Below are 17,140 nucleotides of genomic sequence, written 5' to 3' on the forward strand. Positions count from 1 at the left end.
ATTCTGCATCGGCAGCGGAGCGGTAGTGCGGTCGGTTTGAATCCGGCCTGGCACACCGGGGTCGCAAGTAGCTACCCCGTCCGCTTCGCCCGTTACGAGAAGGCGCATCCTCGGATGCGCCTTTCTTCTATCCGCTTTCTACCCACGCTCCGCGGTTGGATAGTCAGTACAACCGTTTTGGGGGACGCATGCTGCAGAACATCAGGGACAATTCACAGGGCTGGATTGCCAAGACCATTATCGGGGTCATCATTGCCTTGATGGCATTGACGGGATTCGACGCTCTTTTTTCGGCGACCAGCACCAAGCAGGACGCCGCCAAGGTCAATGGTGATGAAATCACCAAGACCGAGCTGAGCCAGGCAATCGACATGCAACGCCGCCAGCTCATGCAGCAGTTGGGCAAGGATTTCGATCCTGCTCTGCTCGATGAGAAAATGCTGCACGACGCCGCCTTGAAAGGTCTGGTTGACCGCAAGCTCCTGTTGCAAGGTGCCGCCAAGGCGAAGTTTTCCTTCTCGGAAGCTGCGCTGGACCAACAGATCCTGCAAACACCCGAGTTTCAGGTGGACGGCAAATTCAACGCAGATCGTTTCGATCAGGTGATTCGTCAGCTGGGCTTCACCCGTTTGCAGTTCCGCCAGATGCTGGCTCAGGAAATGCTGATCGGTCAGGTTCGCGCCGGTGTCGCTGGCAGTGCTTTTGTGACCGATACGCAAGTCGAAGCTTTCGCCCGTCTGGAAAAACAGACCCGCGATTTCGCAACCCTGACCCTGACTGCCGATTCCGCAGCAGTCAAAGTCACCGACGACGAGATCAAGGCGCATTACGACGAGCACGCCAAAGAGTTCTTGAGTCCGGAACAGGTCGTACTTGATTACGTCGAGCTGAAGAAGTCTTCCTTCTTCGACAAGGTGCAAGTCAAGGACGCAGACCTCCAGGCGGCGTATCAGAAAGAAATCGCCAATCTGGCTGAGCAACGTCGCGCTGCGCACATTCTGATCGAAGTCAGCGACAAGCTGAACGAAGCACAGGCCAAGGCGAAGATTGAAGAAATTCAACAGCGTCTCGCCAAAGGCGAAGATTTTGCGGCTCTGGCCAAGGAATTCTCCCAGGATCCGGGTTCGGCATCCAAAGGTGGTGACCTGGGTTACGCAGGCAAGGGTGTCTACGATCCGGCATTTGAAGACGCGCTGTATGCCTTGAACAAAGACCAGGTTTCAGCGCCCGTGCAAAGTTCCTACGGTTGGCATTTGATCAAGTTGTTGGGTGTGGAAGCACCGTCGGTGCCTACCTTTGCCAGTCTGAAGGGCAAGCTCACCAACGACCTGAAATCCCAGCAGGTTGAGCAGCGCTTCGTGGAAGCGACCAAGCAGCTTGAAGATTCGGCATTCGAGTCGTCCGATCTGGTCCAGCCGGCTCAGGATCTGGGTTTGAAAGTCCAGACGACCGCACCGTTTGGTCGTGAAGGCGGCGAAGGTCTTACGGCTAACCGCGCAGTGCTGCAGGCCGCGTTCAGTCCGGAAGTGCTGGAAGAAGGTTCCAACAGCAACGCGCTGGAACTCGACCCGGAAACCGTAGTGGTCGTGCGCTCCAAGGAGCACCGTCAACCTGAACAGCTGCCGCTGGAAAGCGTTGCCAGTGTCATTCGCGCTCAGTTGATCAAGGAACACGCCAGCGCTGCAGTCAAGGCCAGGGGCGATGCTCTGCTGGCCGGTTTGCGCGATGGCAAGGTTCCGATGGCCGCCAAGCAGGATGGTCAGAGCTGGAAGGTCATGGAAGCGGTGACTCGCAGTCAGGAAGGCGTAGAGCCAGCCGTGCTGCAGGCGCTGTTCCGCATGCCCAAGCCTGAAGGCAAGGACAAACCTGCTTTCACCAGCCTGACGCTGGCTGATGGCAGCTATGTGGTTGTGCGCCTCAACGGCGTCAATCAAGCGGCTGCGCCATCTGAAGAAGAGAAAACACAATACCGTCGTTTCCTGGCATCCCGTGCCGGCCAGCAGGATTTCGCTGCTTACCGTGCACAGCTGGAAAGCAAGGCGAAGATCGAGCGGTTCTGATGCTCTGATCTGACGACAAAAAAGAAGGCCGCTCATTGAGCGGCTTTTTTTTGCGTTGTCTCGTTGGAGCGGGCTTGCCCGCGAATGCTGATGGATACACTTGGGTTGGATATGTATTCAGTCTCATCGCCTTCCCGGATAAATCCGGTCCCACTGGGTTCGCGATTTGCCCGTGACAGATTGCCCACGAAAAAGCCCGCCACTCTTGCGAGCGGCGGGCCTGGGTAACGCCGTGAAGATTACTCTTCGAGGTTACCCATCGCGGTGGTGTTGAAGCCGCCGTCGACGTACATGATTTCGCCGCTGATGCCGGACGCCAGGTCCGAGCACAGGAACGCGCCGGCGTTGCCGACTTCATCGATGGTCACGTTGCGACGCAGTGGGGTTTGCGCTTCGTTGGCTGCCAGCATTTTGCGGAAGTTTTTGATCCCGGAAGCGGCGAGGGTGCGGATAGGGCCAGCCGATACCGCGTTGACGCGCGTGCCTTCCGGGCCAAGGCTACCAGCCAGATAACGTACGCCCGCTTCCAGACTGGCCTTGGCCATGCCCATCACGTTGTAGTTAGGCATGGTGCGCTCTGCGCCCAGGTACGACAGGGTCAGCAGGCTGCCATTGCGGCCTTTCATCATTTCGCGGCCGGCCTTGGCCAGGGCCACGAAGCTGTAGGCGCTGATGTCGTGCGCGATGCGGAAGCCTTCGCGGGTGGTGGCTTGGGTGAAGTCGCCGTCGAGCTGGTCGCCCGGTGCGAAGCCCACGGAGTGAACGATCACGTCCAGGCCGTCCCATTTCTTGCTCAGTTCTTCGAAGACCTTGGCGATTTCTTCGTCGCTGGCGACGTCGCAAGGGAAGCACAGTTCAGGATTGGAGCCCCAGCCTGCGGCGAATTCTTCGACACGACCTTTGAGTTTGTCGTTCTGATAGGTGAAGGCAAGCTCTGCACCCTCGCGATGCATGGCGGCAGCGATGCCGGATGCGATGGACAGTTTGCTAGCGACACCGACGATCAGGACGCGCTTACCGGCGAGAAAACCCATGTGTTGTTCCTCTTCAGGTTAATCGACAGCTACCGGCGCCAAAAAGGCGGCTTCCAGCAGCTGCTGTGTATAAGGATGTTGCGGTGCGGCAAAGATAGCTTGCGCGTCACCCTGTTCGACCACTTGGCCCTGCTTGACCACCATCAACTGATGGCTAAGCGCTTTGACGACCGCCAGGTCATGGCTGATAAACAAATACGTCAGGTTGTACTTGGTTTGCAGTGAACGCAGCAGCTCCACTACCTGACGCTGGACTGTCCGGTCGAGCGCCGAAGTGGGCTCGTCCAGCAAAATCAGCGCCGGTTTTAACACTAATGCCCGGGCAATGGCGATTCTCTGCCGCTGCCCACCGGAAAACTCGTGGGGGTAGCGGTGCCGGGTTTCCGGATCCAGACCTACTTCCCTGAGCGCCGCGATGATTGCCATTTCCTGCTCGGCTGCGGTGCCCAGGCGATGAATACGCAGGCCTTCGCCGACGATTTCCCCCACCGACATACGCGGGCTCAGGCTGCCGAACGGGTCCTGAAACACCACCTGCATCTGTCGGCGCAGCGGGCGAATCTCCTGCTGCGACAGGCAGTCTAGCGTCTTGCCCTGAAACCGTATGACGCCCTGGCTACCGATCAGCCGGAGAATCGCCAGGCCCATGGTCGATTTGCCCGAACCGCTTTCGCCGACAATCCCCAGCGTTTGCCCCTGAGGCAGACTGAACTGAACGCCGTCCACTGCCTTGACATGATCCACGGTCCGTTTGAGCAGACCTTTCTTGATCGGAAACCAGACCCGCAGATCCTCCACTTCCAGCAGTGGCGCACCGGCCGGATTGGCCGCAGGACCGCCGCTGGGCTCCGCGCTGAGCAGAATTTTCGTGTACGGATGCTGAGGCGAACGGAACAGCTCCTCACAGGATGCTTGTTCGACGATGCAACCGCGCTGCATGACACATACGCGATTGGCTATTTGCTTGACCACGTTCAGGTCATGGCTGATCAGCAGCAGTGCCATGCCCAGGCGCGCCTGCAATTCCTTGAGCAATTCGAGGATTTTCAGCTGCACCGTAACGTCCAGCGCGGTGGTCGGTTCATCGGCGATCAGCAGCTCGGGCTCGTTGGCCAGGGCCATGGCAATCATCACACGCTGGCGTTGACCGCCTGAGAGCTCATGTGGCAGGGCTTTGAGTCTTTTTTGCGGCTCGGGTATGCCTACCAGCTCCAGCAGCTCCAGGGTGCGATGTGTGGCCGCCTTGCCCATTAGCCCTTTGTGCAGGCCGAGCACTTCGTTGATCTGCTTTTCGATCGATTGCAGCGGGTTCAGCGAGGTCATCGGTTCTTGAAAGATCATGGCGATTTTATTGCCACGGATCGCCCGCAGTTTTTTCTCGCTCAGGGTCAGTAAGTCCTGCCCGGCATAATGAATCGTGCCGCTTGGATGACGGGCGAGCGGGTAGGGCAGCAGGCGCAGGATCGAGTGCGCCGTCACCGACTTGCCCGAGCCACTTTCACCCACCAGCGCAAGGGTTTCCCCACGGCGGATATCAAAGCTGATGCCTTCGACCACGCGCTGACAGCCTTCGCCTGCCACGAACTCGACGGCCAGATCGCGAATCTCGATCAGATTGTCATTGTTCATCTCATTTCCTTGGGTCGAAAGCGTCGCGGGCGGATTCACCGATAAACACCAGCAGGCTGAGCATCAAGGCCAGCACGGCGAAGGCGCTGATGCCGAGCCACGGAGCCTGCAGGTTGGATTTGCCCTGCGCCACCAGTTCGCCCAGCGATGGCGAGCCGGCGGGTAGGCCAAAGCCGAGGAAATCCAGCGCCGTCAGGGTGCCGATTGCGCCGGTGAGGATGAACGGCATGAACGTCATGGTCGACACCATCGCGTTGGGCAGGATATGGCGGAACATGATCGCGCCGTTCTCCATGCCTAGCGCCCGGGCGGCACGCACGTATTCCAGGTTGCGCCCACGCAGGAATTCGGCGCGCACCACGTCCACCAGGCTCATCCAGGAAAATAGCAGCATGATGCCCAGCAGCCACCAGAAGTTGGGCTGGACGAAGCTGGCGAGAATGATCAGCAGATACAGCACTGGCAGTCCCGACCAGATTTCCAGGAAGCGCTGCCCGAGCAGGTCCACCCAGCCGCCGTAAAAGCCCTGCAAGGCACCGGCAATCACGCCGATGATCGAGCTGAGGATGGTCAGGGTCAGGGCGAACAGCACCGAAACCCGGAAACCATAGATGACTCGGGCCAACACGTCACGGCCCTGGTCATCGGTGCCGAACAGGTTTTCTGCCGATGGTGGTGCAGGTGCCGGAACTTTCAGGTCGTAGTTGATGCTCTGGTAGCTGAACGGAATCGGCGCCCACAACACCCAGCCGTTTTTGGCGGCCAGCAGTTCCTTGATGTAGGGGCTTTTGTAGTTGGCTTCCAGCGGGAATTCGCCGCCGAACGTGGTTTCCGGGTAGCGCTCAAGCACCGGGAAATACCAGCTGCCGTCATAGCGCACGGCCAGCGGTTTATCGTTGGCGATCAGTTCTGCGCCAAGGCTGAGGCCGAACAGGATCAAGAATAACCACAACGACCACCAGCCCCGCTTGTTAGCCTTGAATCGTTCGAAGCGGCGACGATTGAGAGGAGACAACTTCATATCAATGTTTCCTGCTTTCAAAGTCGATGCGCGGGTCTACCAGCGTGTAGGTGATATCGCCGATCAGCTTCACCACCAACCCGAGCAGGGTGAAGATGAACAGCGTGCCGAACACCACCGGGTAATCGCGGTTGATGGCCGCTTCGAAACTCATCAGGCCCAGGCCGTCCAGGGAAAAGATCACCTCGACCAGCAGCGAACCGGTGAAGAAGATGCCGATGAACGCAGAAGGGAATCCGGCGATCACCAGCAACATCGCGTTGCGGAATACATGGCCGTAAAGCACGCGATGATTGCTCAAGCCCTTGGCTTTGGCGGTGATCACGTATTGCTTGCCGATTTCATCGAGGAAGCTGTTTTTGGTCAGCAGAGTCATGGTGGCGAAGTTGCCGATCACCAGCGCGGTGACGGGCAGCACCAGGTGCCAGAAGTAGTCGAGGATCTTGCCGCCGGTGCTCAGTTCGTCGAAGTTGTTGGAGGTCAGGCCGCGCAAAGGGAACCAGTCCAGATAACTGCCGCCGGCGAACACCACGATCAGCAGGATCGCGAACAGAAACGCCGGGATCGCGTAACCGACAATGATCAGCGAACTGGTCCACACATCGAAGTGACTGCCGTGTCGCGTGGCCTTGGCGATGCCCAGCGGAATCGACACCAGGTACATGATCAGCGTGCTCCATAACCCGAGGGAAATGGACACCGGCATTTTCTCGACAATCAGATCGATGACCTTGGCGTCCCGAAAGAAGCTGTCGCCAAAATCCAGGTGCGCGTAGTTCTTGACCATGATCCACAGGCGTTCCGGCGCCGACTTGTCGAAGCCGTACATGTGCTCGATCTCTTTGACCAAACCTGGGTCAAGGCCCTGGGCGCCGCGATAGGTCGAGCCCGCCACCGACACCTCGGCGCCGCCACCGGCGATGCGGCTGGTGGCGCCCTCAAAGCCTTCGAGCTTGGCAATCATCTGTTCCACCGGGCCGCCCGGTGCAGCCTGAATGATCACGAAGTTGATGAGCAGGATGCCGAACAGGGTCGGAATGATCAGCAGCAGGCGGCGGAAAATATAAGCCAGCATCTCAGCGCTCCGTACTGGCAGGCGCATTGCCCGTTGGTTGGGGCGCTGCCGGACGGGCGTCAGGCTTGTACCACCAGGTGTTGGTACCGATGTCGGATAGCGCTTTTACGCCGGGATGAGCGATGTGATCCCAATACGCGACACGCCAGGTCTTGATGTGCCAGTTCGGCAGCACATAGAAGCCCCAGAGCAGCACCCGATCCAGCGCCCGGGCGTGGTCGACCAGGCTTTGTCGGGAGTCGGCGTTGATCAGGCCGTCCACCAGGCTGTCCACCGCCGGGTCTTTGAGGCCCATGAAATTGCGGCTGCCGGTGCGGTCGGCGCTGACGGAGTGAAAGTATTCGCGTTGTTCATTGCCCGGCGAGCTGGACTGGGGAAAGCTGCTGACAATCATGTCGTAGTCCCGCGAGCGCAGGCGGTTGATGTATTCCGATGCGTCAACCCTGCGAATTGTCAGTTCAATCCCCAGATCGCTGAGGTTGCGTTTGTAGGGCAGCAGGATGCGTTCGAATTGGGTCTGGGCCAGAAGAAACTCCAGTTTCATCGGGTTGCCCTCGGCATCGCTCATCTTGTCGTTCTTGATGGTCCAGCCAGCCTCCTGCAATAACTGGAAGGCACGCCGTAATTGCGGACGAATCATGCCGCTGCCGTCGTTGACCGGCAGTTGGAAAGGTTCGCTGAACACGCGCTCGGGGATCTTGCCGCGCCACGGCTCGAGGATTTTCAGTTCCTCGGCGGACGGCAGGCCACTGGCGGCCATTTCCGAGTTGTCGAAATAGCTCTTGGTCCGACTGTACGAACCATTGAACATCTGTTTGTTGGTCCATTCGAAATCGAGCAGCAGGGTCAGCGCCTCGCGTACCTTTGGATCCTGGAACAGCGGGCGACGCAGGTTCATGACAAAGCCCTGCATGCCTTGAGGGTTGCCGTTGGGCAGTTCTTCCTTGATGAGGCGGCCTTCGCGCACAGCGGGCGTGTCGTAGGCGGTTGCCCAGTTCTTCGCGCTGGTTTCCAGCCAATAGTCGAACTGTCCGGCCTTGCCAGCCTGAAGGGCCACGTCCATGTCCCGGTAATAGTCGTAGCTCATGACATCGAAGTTGAACTGCCCGCGGTTGACTGGCAGGTCTTTGGCCCAATAGTCCTTGACTCGCTCGTAGCGCACGGAGCGGCCAGCGTTAACCTCGGCGACCTTGTAGGGGCCGCTGCCCAGCGGAAATTCGAGGTTGCCCTTGGTGAACTCGCGGCTGGCCCAGAAATGTTTGGGAAGCACGGGCAATTGGCCGAGGATCAGCGGCAACTCGCGGCTTTGGTTGTCCTTGAACTTGAAAAGCACCCGCAGCGGATCCTCGACGACCACTTTGTCGACACCGGCGTAATAGGCCCGGTACATCGGGGTGCCATCCTTGATCAGGGTATTGAAGGAAAATTCCACGTCTTCGGCGCGGATTGGATGGCCGTCATGGAAGCGTGCCTGCGGACGCAGGTAGAAGCGCACCCAGCTGTTATCCGGAGCCTTTTCAATCTTGCTGGCGATCAGGCCGTATTCGGTCATCGGCTCGTCCAGGCTGGAGCGGGCCAGTGTGTCGTAGATCATGCCGACGTCATCGGCGGCGGTGCCCTTGTTGATGAACGGGTTGAGGCTGTCGAAGCTGCCAAAGCCAGCCTGGCGAAAGAGCCCGCCCTTGGGTGCATCGGGGTTGACGTAGTCGAAGTGGGTGAAGTTGGCCGGGTACTTTGGTGCTTCGTCGTACATGGTCACGGCATGTTCGGGTGCAGCCTGAGCGGTACAGGCCAGGCCGGCGAGGAAGAGGCCGCCAGCCTGCATCAGCAGGGAACGCAAAACGGTCATTGAATCTTCTCCAGGGGCTTGAGCCACCACGCGCGCAACCCCAGCGTATAGGGCGGGGTGGTGACCATGGCGAACCGGTTGCGGTACGCCAGGCGATGATTATTGAGGTACCAGTTTGGAATGCTGTAGTGCTGCGACAACAGGACACGGTCCAGCGCACGGGCGGCGGCCACCTGGGTGTCGCGGGTTTGCGCGGCGAGCAATTGATTGAGCAGGCCGTCGACCACCGGGTTGGCGACACCAGCGTAATTTTTGCTGCCGGTAATCGCCGCCTGGCTGGAATGGAAGTACTGCCATTGCTCCAGGCCTGGGCTGAGCGTCTGGTTGAGGGTCATGAGAATCATGTCGAAATCGAACTGATCCAGGCGCTGCTTGTACTGGGCGCGATCCACCGTACGCAGCCGCGCGTCGATACCGATGCGCCGCAGGTCTTCGATATAGGGTTGCAGAATGCGTTCGAGATTGGGATTGACCAGCAGGATCTCGAAGCGCAATGGCTGGCCATCACGATTCATCAAACGCTGATCCGCCAGCTTCCAGCCCGCTTCGCCGAACAGTCCCAAGGCCTTGCGCAGGGTTTCCCGTGGGATACCGCCGCCATCGGTTTTTGACACCGCAAAGGGTTGGGTGAACAGGCTCGGCGGCAATTGCTCGCGATACTGCGACAGCAGCAGCCACTCCGCGCCCGTCGGCAGACCGCTGGCGGAGAACTCGCTGTTGGGGTAGTAACTGGTCGAGCGCTGGTAGGCATCGCTGAACAGCGTGCGGTTGGTCCACTCGAAGTTGAACATCAGGCCCAGGGCTTCGCGGGTTTTCACGTCGGCAAAGGTGGCGCGCCGGGTGTTCATGAACAAACCCTGGGTCTGGGTCGGGATCTTGTGCGGGATTTGCGCCTTGATCACGTCGCCGCTGGCCACCGCCGGGAAGTTATACCCGGTGGCCCAATTCTTGGCCTGATGCTCGATATAAATGTCGAACTCACCGGCCTTGAAGGCTTCGAAGGCCACATCGCTGTCGCGATAGAACTCGACTTCGACGCGATCAAAATTGTACTTGCCGCGATTCACCGGCAAGTCCTTGCCCCAGTAATCCTTGACCCGTTCGAACACCAGCTGGCGACCGGGCTGCACTCGCGTGATGCGGTATGGCCCGCTGCCCAGCGGCGGTTCATAGGTGGTGGCCTTGAAGTCGCGGTCTTTCCAATAGTGCTGCGGCAGTACAGGCAGCTCGCCCAGACGCAGAATCAGCAGCGGATTCCCGGCGCGCTTGAAGACGAAGCGAATGCGATGTCGATTGAGGATGTCGACCCGCTGCACCTCCTGCAACGCCGTGCGGTATTGCGGATGGCCATCTTTCAGCAACGTGCGATAGGAGAAGGCCACGTCGTAGGCGGTAATCGGCTTGCCGTCGTGAAAACGCGCCTGGGGGCGCAAGTTGAACACCACCCAGCTGCGATCTTCGCTGAACTCCACGCTCTGTGCGATCAAGCCATAACTTGAGGTCGGCTCATCCCCGGAAGGGTCGTACTGGCCGGTGCCGACCATCAGCGGCTCGTTCAGCTCACTGACGCCGTACTGCAGGAAATTACCGGTGGAAATCGGGCTGCTGCCCTTGAAGGTATAAGGGTTGAGCGTATCGAACGTGCCAAAAGCCATCATTCGCAAGGTGCCACCCTTCGGCGCCTCGGGATTGACCCAGTCGAAATGCGTGAAGCTGGCCGGATACTTGAGCACGCCGAATTGCGCATAGCCGTGGCTTTCGCTGATGGCTGCGCAGACGGGAAAGCTCAAGGCCAGGCTAATGAGTAGCAGGAAGGGACGTATCACGATCCAGACGGCTTGGGCTTTAGGCCGGTAACAGTAACAGCTTGTATCGGCAGGAAAAAGACCACAGCCCAAAGGGCTGAGTCCCACAGTAGAACACGGACATGTGGGAGCGAGCTTGCTCGCGAAGGGAGTAGTCCGAGCGCCACATCATCTGCGGCTGGAATATTGTCTTCGCAAGCAAGCTTGCTCCCACGGGCGTCAGTCCATGGGGCGGTGGGACTCAATGCGGCAGATAAACCGTCAGCGTCTGGCCTGGCTTGAGTGCCGAACCTGTGCGAGGGTTCCAGCGCTTGAGATGTTGCATCTCGACGTTGAAGCGCTTGGCGACCAGGTACATCGAGTCGCCTTTCTGGATTTTGTACTGCATGGATTTTTTGTCCGCTTCCTTGGTACCCGGCTTGGCCTTGGTGCTGGCGACAACCGTGCTTCTGGCCTTGGTGTTGTCTTCCATCACCAGTGTCTGGCCGACTTTCAGGCCCTGCCCGGACAACTTGTTCCAATGCTGCAGATCCTTGACGTCGACCTTGTTCGCCTTGGCGATCATGGTCAGGTTCTCGCCGGGTTTGACCTTGTAGCTGCGGCTGCGCACAGGCTTGTCGTTACGGGCCACTTCTTCGAACACCGGTTGCGCCGGGCTCATGCCAGGTTGGGTCGGAATGGTCAGGGCCTGGCCGACGCGCAGGTTGTTGCCGGCAATCTTGTTGCTGCTTTTCAACGAACTGACAGATACCTGATAACGGCTGGCGAGACTGGCGAGGGTGTCGCCGGGACGCACGCGGTATTGCTGCCAGTCGACCAGTTCCTGAGGCTTCATGGTCGACAGGCTGGCGGTCAGCAGCTGAGCCTTGGACGTGGGCACCAGCAAGTGCTGCGGGCCATCAACGGTCATGCGCTTCTTGAAGGCCGGATTGAGCTGGAACAATTCGTCTTCATCGATGTTGGCCATGGCGGCGACCTTGGACAGGTCCATCCGCTGGTTCAGTTCGACGACTTCAAAGTAAGGCCGGTTGGCGATCGGGTTCAGGTTCACGCCATAGGCTTCAGGCGCCAGGACAACCTGGGAAAGCGCGAGCAGTTTGGGCACGTAATCCTTGGTTTCCTGCGGCAGTGGCAGGTTCCAGTAATCAGTCGGCAGGTTGAGCTTGTCATTGCGTTCGATGGCGCGGCTGACCGTGCCTTCGCCAGCGTTGTAGGCGGCCAGGGCCAGCAGCCAGTCGCCGTTGAACATGTCGTGCAGCTTGCTCAGGTAATCCAGCGCGGCAACGGTCGACGCCTGAACGTCACGGCGGCCATCGTAGAAGCTGGTCTGACGCAGGTTGAAGTAGCGACCGGTGGACGGGATGAACTGCCACAGGCCGACGGCACTGCTGCGGGACACGGCCATTGGGTTGTAGGCGCTTTCGATAACTGGCAGCAGGGCCAGTTCCAGCGGCATGTTGCGCTCTTCAAGACGCTCGACGATGTAATGCATATACAGGCTGCCACGCTCACCGGCGTTCTCGAGGAACGATGGGTTGTTGGCGAACCAGAGGCGCTGTTGATCGATTCGCGGGTTCAGGTCGTTGCCTTGTTGCAACTGAAAGCCCTGACGCATCCGCTCCCAGACGTCCTGCGCTGGCGCAAGTGGCGTGGGTTTGTGGCTGAGAAAAATCGGTTTTGGCTTGATCCCCGCGGCCAGGGGCGGCGCGCGGTGGGTACTGCTGGGCTCGATATGGCTGGTGGTTTGACAGCCCGCGAGTGTAGCGCTCACGGCAACAGCGATAGCCTGAGCCAACCGGGTCAATGCGTCTGAATTGAGGGTTCTGCTTATAGATGACGACATTGGCTGGGGGATAGTTCCAGGCGAAAATGTCGGGCGATTCTAGGAACAGCCCTGCCAATGGTCAACCATTCAGAATTTTGTTACTGATTTGCGGGTTGTTTAGAACTTATCTTTCCAGGCGCGCAATGCAGCAAAAACCGCGCTCGGGGACTGGTTTTGGGTTCCCGTCCGTTCGTCAGCTTTTTCTTTAACAGATGTTTCATTGGTGCGGATAAATGGATTGGTCCGGCGTTCCAGAGCTAGATTTGAAGGCAGGCTGATACGGTTTTCGCTGCGCCACTGGCTGACCTGGGCAAGACGTTCGGCGATGTCGGTGTTATGCGGTTCAACGGCTTGGGCAAAGCGCAGATTGCTCAAGGTGTATTCGTGAGTGCAGTACACCAGCGTGCTGCCCGGGAGGTTGGTCAGGCGGCCAAGGGAGTGATGCATTTGGTCCGGGGTGCCTTCGAACAGGCGTCCGCAGCCAGCGGCAAACAAGGTATCGCCGCAGAACAGCAGCGGCGCCGGTGTCTGTGCATGGTAGAAAGCAATGTGGCCCAGGGTGTGACCCGGCACCGCATAGACATCGAAGTCCAGGCCGAGGACGTTGATCCGGTCGTTATCGACCAGGGCCACGTCCCGTGCCGGGATGTTTTCCGCAGCCGGACCAAGCACTCTGGCCCCGGTTTCCTGCTTGAGTTGGGCAACACCGCCCACATGGTCGTGGTGGTGGTGGGTGACGAGAATGTCGCTCAGTTGCCAGTCGGGGTGCTGTTCCAGCCAGCTCAGTACCGGCGCCGCATCGCCCGGATCGACCACGGCGCAGCGTTTGCTGGAAGGATCTTGTAACAACCAGATGTAGTTGTCAGTGAAAGCGGGCAGGGCATCGATCTGTATCATGGCGCAGTTCGCTTAGCGGGAAACAATGGTGCATCTTAGAGTCTGATTACGTTCGAGGCGAGCATCCCCTCAGGAGAACTGAAATGACCGATGAAGCTTTCGCCCAGGCTGATCCTGAGTGGCTGGCGCTGATCAGTTCGGCGCGTGAGTGGTTGTCCGGGCCGTTGGGCCAATTGTTGCTGCAGGAAGAACGTCGCGTCCTCGAAGACGAGCTGGGGCGTTATTTTGGCGGCTATCTGGTGCATTACGGGCCGTCTGCCGAGACCCCGCCCGCTGCCGAGCAGGTGCAGCGTAACGTCCGCCTTGGCGCGCCGCTGCCGGGGGTTGAGATCGTGTGTGAAGAGCAGGCCTGGCCGCTCAGCGAGCATGCGGCTGACGTGGTGGTCTTGCAGCACGGCCTGGATTTCTGCCTGTCACCCCACGGCCTGTTGCGCGAAGCCGCCAGCAGTGTGCGGCCCGGCGGTCATCTGCTGATTATCGGCATCAACCCCTGGAGCGCCTGGGGATTGCGCCATGCGTTCGCCCAGGACGCGTTGCGCAAGGCGCGCTGCATTTCCCCGTCGCGCGTCGCCGACTGGCTTAATCTGCTGGGCTTCGCACTGGAGAAACGGCGCTTCGGATGCTATCGTCCGCCGCTTGCTTCGGCAGCCTGGCAAGCACGTTTGTCTGGCCTTGAACGGCTTGGTGGCGGATGGCAAAGCCCCGGCGGTGGCTTCTATTTATTAGTGGCGCGAAAGATGGTGGTGGGGCTGCGGCCCGTGCGCCAGACCCGCCGTGAACCCCTGGGCAAGCTCATTCCGCTGCCCATGGCGAAAGTGAATCGTCGCAGTAGCGAACCCTAGGCTGTGCTCAAGCCCACTATTTTCCGGAAAAAGTTGTAATGACCGAAAGCGTTGAGATCTTCACCGATGGTGCCTGCAAGGGTAATCCCGGCCCAGGCGGCTGGGGCGCACTGCTGGTGTGCAAGGGCGTCGAAAAGGAGTTGTGGGGCGGCGAAGCCAACACTACCAACAACCGCATGGAGCTGACAGGCGCGATTCGCGGCCTTGAAGAGCTCAAGCGTTCCTGCGACGTGACCCTGGTGACCGACTCGCAGTACGTCATGAAAGGCATTACCGAGTGGATGGTCAACTGGAAGAAGCGCGGCTGGAAGACAGCGGCCAAGGAGCCGGTGAAAAACGCCGACCTGTGGAAATTGCTCGATGAACAAGTCAATCGGCACACTGTGACCTGGCAATGGGTGCGCGGACACATCGGCCATTACGGCAACGAGCGTGCCGACCAGCTGGCCAATCGGGGTGTCGACGAAGTGAGAGGCATCAGACATGCGTAGTGTTGTACTCGACACCGAAACCACCGGCATGCCGGTCACCGATGGCCACCGGGTCATCGAGATCGGTTGCGTCGAACTGATCGGCCGTCGTCTGACCGGTCGGCATTTCCACGTTTACCTGCAACCTGATCGCGAAAGCGACGAAGGCGCGATTGGCGTCCACGGCATCACCAATGAATTTCTGGTGGGCAAGCCGCGTTTCGCTGAAGTGGCAGATGAGTTCTTCGAATTCATCAAGGGCGCGCAGCTGATCATTCACAACGCCGCGTTCGACATCGGTTTTATCAATAACGAATTCGCCCTGATCGGACAGACCGACAAGGCCGATATCACCCAGCATTGCACGGTGCTCGACACCTTGCTGATGGCTCGTGAACGCCATCCCGGCCAGCGCAACAGCCTGGACGCCTTGTGCAAACGCTATGGCGTCGACAACTCCGGTCGTGAATTGCACGGCGCCTTGCTCGACTCCGAGATTCTGGCCGACGTCTACCTGACCATGACCGGCGGCCAGACCAGCCTGTCGTTGGCTGGCAATGCCACAGACGGTAATGGCTCCGGCGAAGGTTCCGGCAATAACGCCAGCGAGATTCGTCGCTTGCCGATTGATCGCGCACGTTGCCGCGTCATCCGTGCCAGCGAAAGCGAGCTGGCCGAGCACGATGTGCGCATGGCCGCTATCGCCAAATCGGCAGGCGCCCCGGCGTTGTGGGTGCAGTTGCAGGAAGCTCGGGACCAGGCGTCAGCTTGATCCTTCATCCCAGCGCAGCGATGTGATGACTTTGGCTAATCCAGCGGTTAATCCAGCACTGAGCATTCGGGTTGCAGACGAATGCTTCGAGGATTACATCCTCAACAGCGAATTCAGCTTCACCGTCAGCGGATTTGCGTTGGCGCAGGTAGGGGAGAGCGTCGAGTGCTGGGAGATCGAACCGGTCGAGCCTTATTCCAAGAATTACGGCATTGATTCCCAGGAGTTCTGCGATTATCGCGACGCAGCGGACAGCACCGTGCTGGTTGCCTGGCTGGAAGATCGAGCAGTGGGACATGTGGTGCTGAGCAGGCACTGGAATGGCTTTGCCCATATCGACGAACTGGCGGTTGATGCTTGCGCGCGTCGCAACGGGGTAGCCCGGGCGCTGCTGGATGTCGCGCAATTCTGGAGTCGCAAACAGGATTTGCCGGGGATCATGCTGGAAACCCAGAACAACAATCTGGCTGCCTGCAAGTTGTACGAGCGTTGCGGGTTCGTTGTAGGCGGGGTTGATCACATGCGTTATCGCGGCATTGACCCGCATACACGGGAAGCAGCGATTTTCTGGTACATGCTGTTCAATGATGCTGTTACCGATGTTGATAGCAGCAGCGATCAGCGTTCAGCCTGAACAGCCGCTTGCGCTCACGATAAGACGAAGCGATCAAGCGACCTCAGGCCGAATATTACTTTGTACGGGTCATTTCCACACCGGACTGAAGCAACTGGAAGACATCTCCGCCCAAGTGCTTGACCCGATCGCCGATTGCCAGGCGATAGGTTGATACAGGTTCCGTGCCGCCAGCCTCGGAGGGCTGTGATTCCTGGAACTCATGCACGGAGTAGACGCGGCCTTCGGCGTCCCTTGCATGAAATTGTCCGACGAGAACTGAAGCCATTTGCTTTGTAACCTCTGAAGATAACCGCTCATTTACTGCTGCATGCTAACACCGCGCGCCGATAATCTGCGCCGGCTTGTAAGCCGAGTCGCAAGAAAGGTTTATGGCATTGGCACTCAAGCCTTGTAGACCGCTGTTTTAGCAGGGAGTTTTCCGCCTGGAAAAAAATAGTTCGCGCTGCGATTTACCGGGGATGCGCCGTCAGTCGGCCAAAAATATTGGCACATTCAAACAAGTTAAAGCCGGTTTTAATCCCTGACTTCATCTATAACTACTGGCTCTTTGAATTCGTAAAAGGAAATCTCCATGAGTCAGGTTTACTCGGTCGCGGTTGTAGTGGGCAGTTTGCGTGCGGACTCCATTAACCGAAAAGTTGCGCTGGCGCTCGCTGCACTGGCTCCGGCAAATCTGCAGTTGAAGATTGTCGAAATCGGCGACCTGCCGCTGTACAACGAAGACATCGATACCGCGACCTCCACGCCTGAGTCTTACACTGCGTTTCGCCAGCAGATCGCCGCAGCCGATGCGGTCCTGTTTGTCACTCCGGAATACAACCGCTCGGTGCCCGGTGCCTTGAAAAACGCCATTGATGTCGGCTCCCGACCTTACGGCAAGAGCGCCTGGAGCGGCAAACCCGGTGCCGTCATCAGCGCTTCGCCAGGTGCCATTGGCGGTTTTGGCGCCAACCACCATTTGCGCCAGTCCCTGGTGTTCCTCAACGTTCCTTGTCTGCAACAGCCTGAAGCCTATCTCGGTAATGCGGGCACGTTCTTCGATGCAGCTGGAACGTTGTCCGAGCAGACCAAACCTTTCCTGCAAACCTTTATCAATGCCTACGCGGCATGGGTTGAGCAGAACAAAAAAGCCTGAATCCAGAAGCGCAGCGAGATCATCCTCGACAATGCCGCCTCGGTGGCCTTGTTGGTCATGATCCTGGGGCGCGGGCGTTTGACGTGAAA

15 protein-coding genes are annotated in these 17,140 nt (G+C 58.9%); 6 read left to right on the top strand and 9 right to left on the bottom strand.

Translation table 11 applies throughout. The features are described from left to right. The first annotated feature begins 188 nt into the window (after positions 1–188). The gene (locus ACP7E4_RS12730) at positions 189–2,060 is read left to right on the top strand and encodes a SurA N-terminal domain-containing protein (protein ID WP_426114079.1); all 1,872 of its coding nucleotides are present in this window, start codon (positions 189–191) and stop codon (positions 2,058–2,060) included. 239 nt (positions 2,061–2,299) lie between these two features. On the opposite strand, the gene fabI is transcribed toward ACP7E4_RS12730, so the two are convergent. The 8 genes from fabI to gloB all read right to left on the bottom strand — a co-directional run bounded on the left by fabI (position 2,300) and on the right by gloB (position 13,195). Further along, a complete protein-coding gene (gene fabI, locus ACP7E4_RS12735) occupies positions 2,300–3,094 on the bottom strand; it encodes an enoyl-ACP reductase FabI (protein WP_065833467.1) in 795 nt (264 codons plus the stop codon). A gap of 18 nt (positions 3,095–3,112) precedes the next feature. Further along, positions 3,113–4,723, bottom strand: coding sequence for an ABC transporter ATP-binding protein (locus ACP7E4_RS12740; protein ID WP_426114082.1), 1,611 nt, complete (start codon positions 4,721–4,723; stop codon positions 3,113–3,115). A 1-nt stretch (position 4,724) separates the two neighbouring features. Then, positions 4,725–5,744 (bottom strand): ABC transporter permease, encoded by a 1,020-nt coding sequence (locus tag ACP7E4_RS12745; protein ID WP_020288773.1) that lies wholly within the window; start codon positions 5,742–5,744, stop codon positions 4,725–4,727. Position 5,745: 1 nt separating this feature from the next. After that, complete coding sequence (locus tag ACP7E4_RS12750; protein ID WP_426114084.1) at positions 5,746–6,819, bottom strand: microcin C ABC transporter permease YejB; 1,074 nt, start codon at positions 6,817–6,819, stop codon at positions 5,746–5,748. Between the two features lies 1 nt (position 6,820). Then, positions 6,821–8,668, bottom strand: coding sequence for an extracellular solute-binding protein (locus ACP7E4_RS12755; RefSeq protein ID WP_426114086.1), 1,848 nt, complete (start codon positions 8,666–8,668; stop codon positions 6,821–6,823). Then, positions 8,665–10,494, bottom strand: coding sequence for an extracellular solute-binding protein (locus ACP7E4_RS12760; RefSeq protein ID WP_426114088.1), 1,830 nt, complete (start codon positions 10,492–10,494; stop codon positions 8,665–8,667). Before ACP7E4_RS12760 ends, ACP7E4_RS12755 begins: the two co-directional genes overlap by 4 nt. Before the next feature lie 220 nt (positions 10,495–10,714). After that, positions 10,715–12,316, bottom strand: coding sequence for a LysM peptidoglycan-binding domain-containing protein (locus ACP7E4_RS12765; RefSeq protein ID WP_426114090.1), 1,602 nt, complete (start codon positions 12,314–12,316; stop codon positions 10,715–10,717). Between the two features lie 99 nt (positions 12,317–12,415). Next, positions 12,416–13,195, bottom strand: coding sequence for a hydroxyacylglutathione hydrolase (gene gloB, locus ACP7E4_RS12770; protein ID WP_426114092.1), 780 nt, complete (start codon positions 13,193–13,195; stop codon positions 12,416–12,418). Positions 13,196–13,278: 83 nt separating this feature from the next. Between gloB and ACP7E4_RS12775 the strand changes: the two genes are divergently transcribed. Genes ACP7E4_RS12775 through ACP7E4_RS12790 form a run of 4 tightly spaced genes read left to right on the top strand, consistent with a single transcriptional unit; the run spans position 13,279 to position 15,913 of the window. Then, a complete protein-coding gene (locus ACP7E4_RS12775; protein WP_426114094.1) occupies positions 13,279–14,037 on the top strand; it encodes a methyltransferase domain-containing protein in 759 nt (252 codons plus the stop codon). A 38-nt stretch (positions 14,038–14,075) separates the two neighbouring features. Beyond that, complete coding sequence (rnhA, locus tag ACP7E4_RS12780) at positions 14,076–14,528, top strand: ribonuclease HI (RefSeq protein ID WP_426114096.1); 453 nt, start codon at positions 14,076–14,078, stop codon at positions 14,526–14,528. Next, entirely contained in the window at positions 14,521–15,279 is a 759-nt protein-coding gene (gene dnaQ, locus ACP7E4_RS12785; RefSeq protein WP_426114098.1) for a DNA polymerase III subunit epsilon, read from the top strand. Before rnhA ends, dnaQ begins: the two co-directional genes overlap by 8 nt. A gap of 25 nt (positions 15,280–15,304) precedes the next feature. Then, complete coding sequence (locus ACP7E4_RS12790; RefSeq protein WP_426114100.1) at positions 15,305–15,913, top strand: GNAT family N-acetyltransferase; 609 nt, start codon at positions 15,305–15,307, stop codon at positions 15,911–15,913. Positions 15,914–15,968: 55 nt separating this feature from the next. Here the strand turns inward: ACP7E4_RS12790 and ACP7E4_RS12795 are convergent, their stop codons facing one another. Beyond that, a complete protein-coding gene (locus tag ACP7E4_RS12795; RefSeq protein ID WP_020288763.1) occupies positions 15,969–16,181 on the bottom strand; it encodes a hypothetical protein in 213 nt (70 codons plus the stop codon). Positions 16,182–16,487: 306 nt separating this feature from the next. Here ACP7E4_RS12795 and ACP7E4_RS12800 point away from each other — a divergent pair, with 306 nt between their 5' ends. Continuing rightward, complete coding sequence (locus ACP7E4_RS12800) at positions 16,488–17,051, top strand: NADPH-dependent FMN reductase (protein ID WP_426114102.1); 564 nt, start codon at positions 16,488–16,490, stop codon at positions 17,049–17,051. Positions 17,052–17,140 lie beyond the last annotated feature (89 nt).

Origin of the sequence: Pseudomonas sp. DSP3-2-3, from assembly GCF_049898225.1 — a bacterium.
In the GTDB taxonomy this organism is placed as follows: domain Bacteria; phylum Pseudomonadota; class Gammaproteobacteria; order Pseudomonadales; family Pseudomonadaceae; genus Aquipseudomonas.

Bases quoted from the DNA above. Each gene is read 5' to 3' on its own strand.
- rnhA (WP_426114096.1), top strand. From the start codon at position 14,076: ATGACCGAAAGCGTTGAGATCTTCACCGATGGTGCCTGCAAGGGTAAT.
- fabI (WP_065833467.1), bottom strand. From the start codon at position 3,094: ATGGGTTTTCTCGCCGGTAAGCGCGTCCTGATCGTCGGTGTCGCTAGC.
- ACP7E4_RS12775 (WP_426114094.1), top strand. From the start codon at position 13,279: ATGACCGATGAAGCTTTCGCCCAGGCTGATCCTGAGTGGCTGGCGCTG.
- ACP7E4_RS12795 (WP_020288763.1), bottom strand. From the start codon at position 16,181: ATGGCTTCAGTTCTCGTCGGACAATTTCATGCAAGGGACGCCGAAGGC.
- ACP7E4_RS12790 (WP_426114100.1), top strand. From the start codon at position 15,305: ATGACTTTGGCTAATCCAGCGGTTAATCCAGCACTGAGCATTCGGGTT.
- ACP7E4_RS12730 (WP_426114079.1), top strand. From the start codon at position 189: ATGCTGCAGAACATCAGGGACAATTCACAGGGCTGGATTGCCAAGACC.
- ACP7E4_RS12745 (WP_020288773.1), bottom strand. From the start codon at position 5,744: ATGAAGTTGTCTCCTCTCAATCGTCGCCGCTTCGAACGATTCAAGGCT.
- ACP7E4_RS12755 (WP_426114086.1), bottom strand. From the start codon at position 8,668: ATGACCGTTTTGCGTTCCCTGCTGATGCAGGCTGGCGGCCTCTTCCTC.
- ACP7E4_RS12765 (WP_426114090.1), bottom strand. From the start codon at position 12,316: ATGTCGTCATCTATAAGCAGAACCCTCAATTCAGACGCATTGACCCGG.
- ACP7E4_RS12800 (WP_426114102.1), top strand. From the start codon at position 16,488: ATGAGTCAGGTTTACTCGGTCGCGGTTGTAGTGGGCAGTTTGCGTGCG.
- ACP7E4_RS12750 (WP_426114084.1), bottom strand. From the start codon at position 6,819: ATGCTGGCTTATATTTTCCGCCGCCTGCTGCTGATCATTCCGACCCTG.
- gloB (WP_426114092.1), bottom strand. From the start codon at position 13,195: ATGATACAGATCGATGCCCTGCCCGCTTTCACTGACAACTACATCTGG.
- dnaQ (WP_426114098.1), top strand. From the start codon at position 14,521: ATGCGTAGTGTTGTACTCGACACCGAAACCACCGGCATGCCGGTCACC.
- ACP7E4_RS12740 (WP_426114082.1), bottom strand. From the start codon at position 4,723: ATGAACAATGACAATCTGATCGAGATTCGCGATCTGGCCGTCGAGTTC.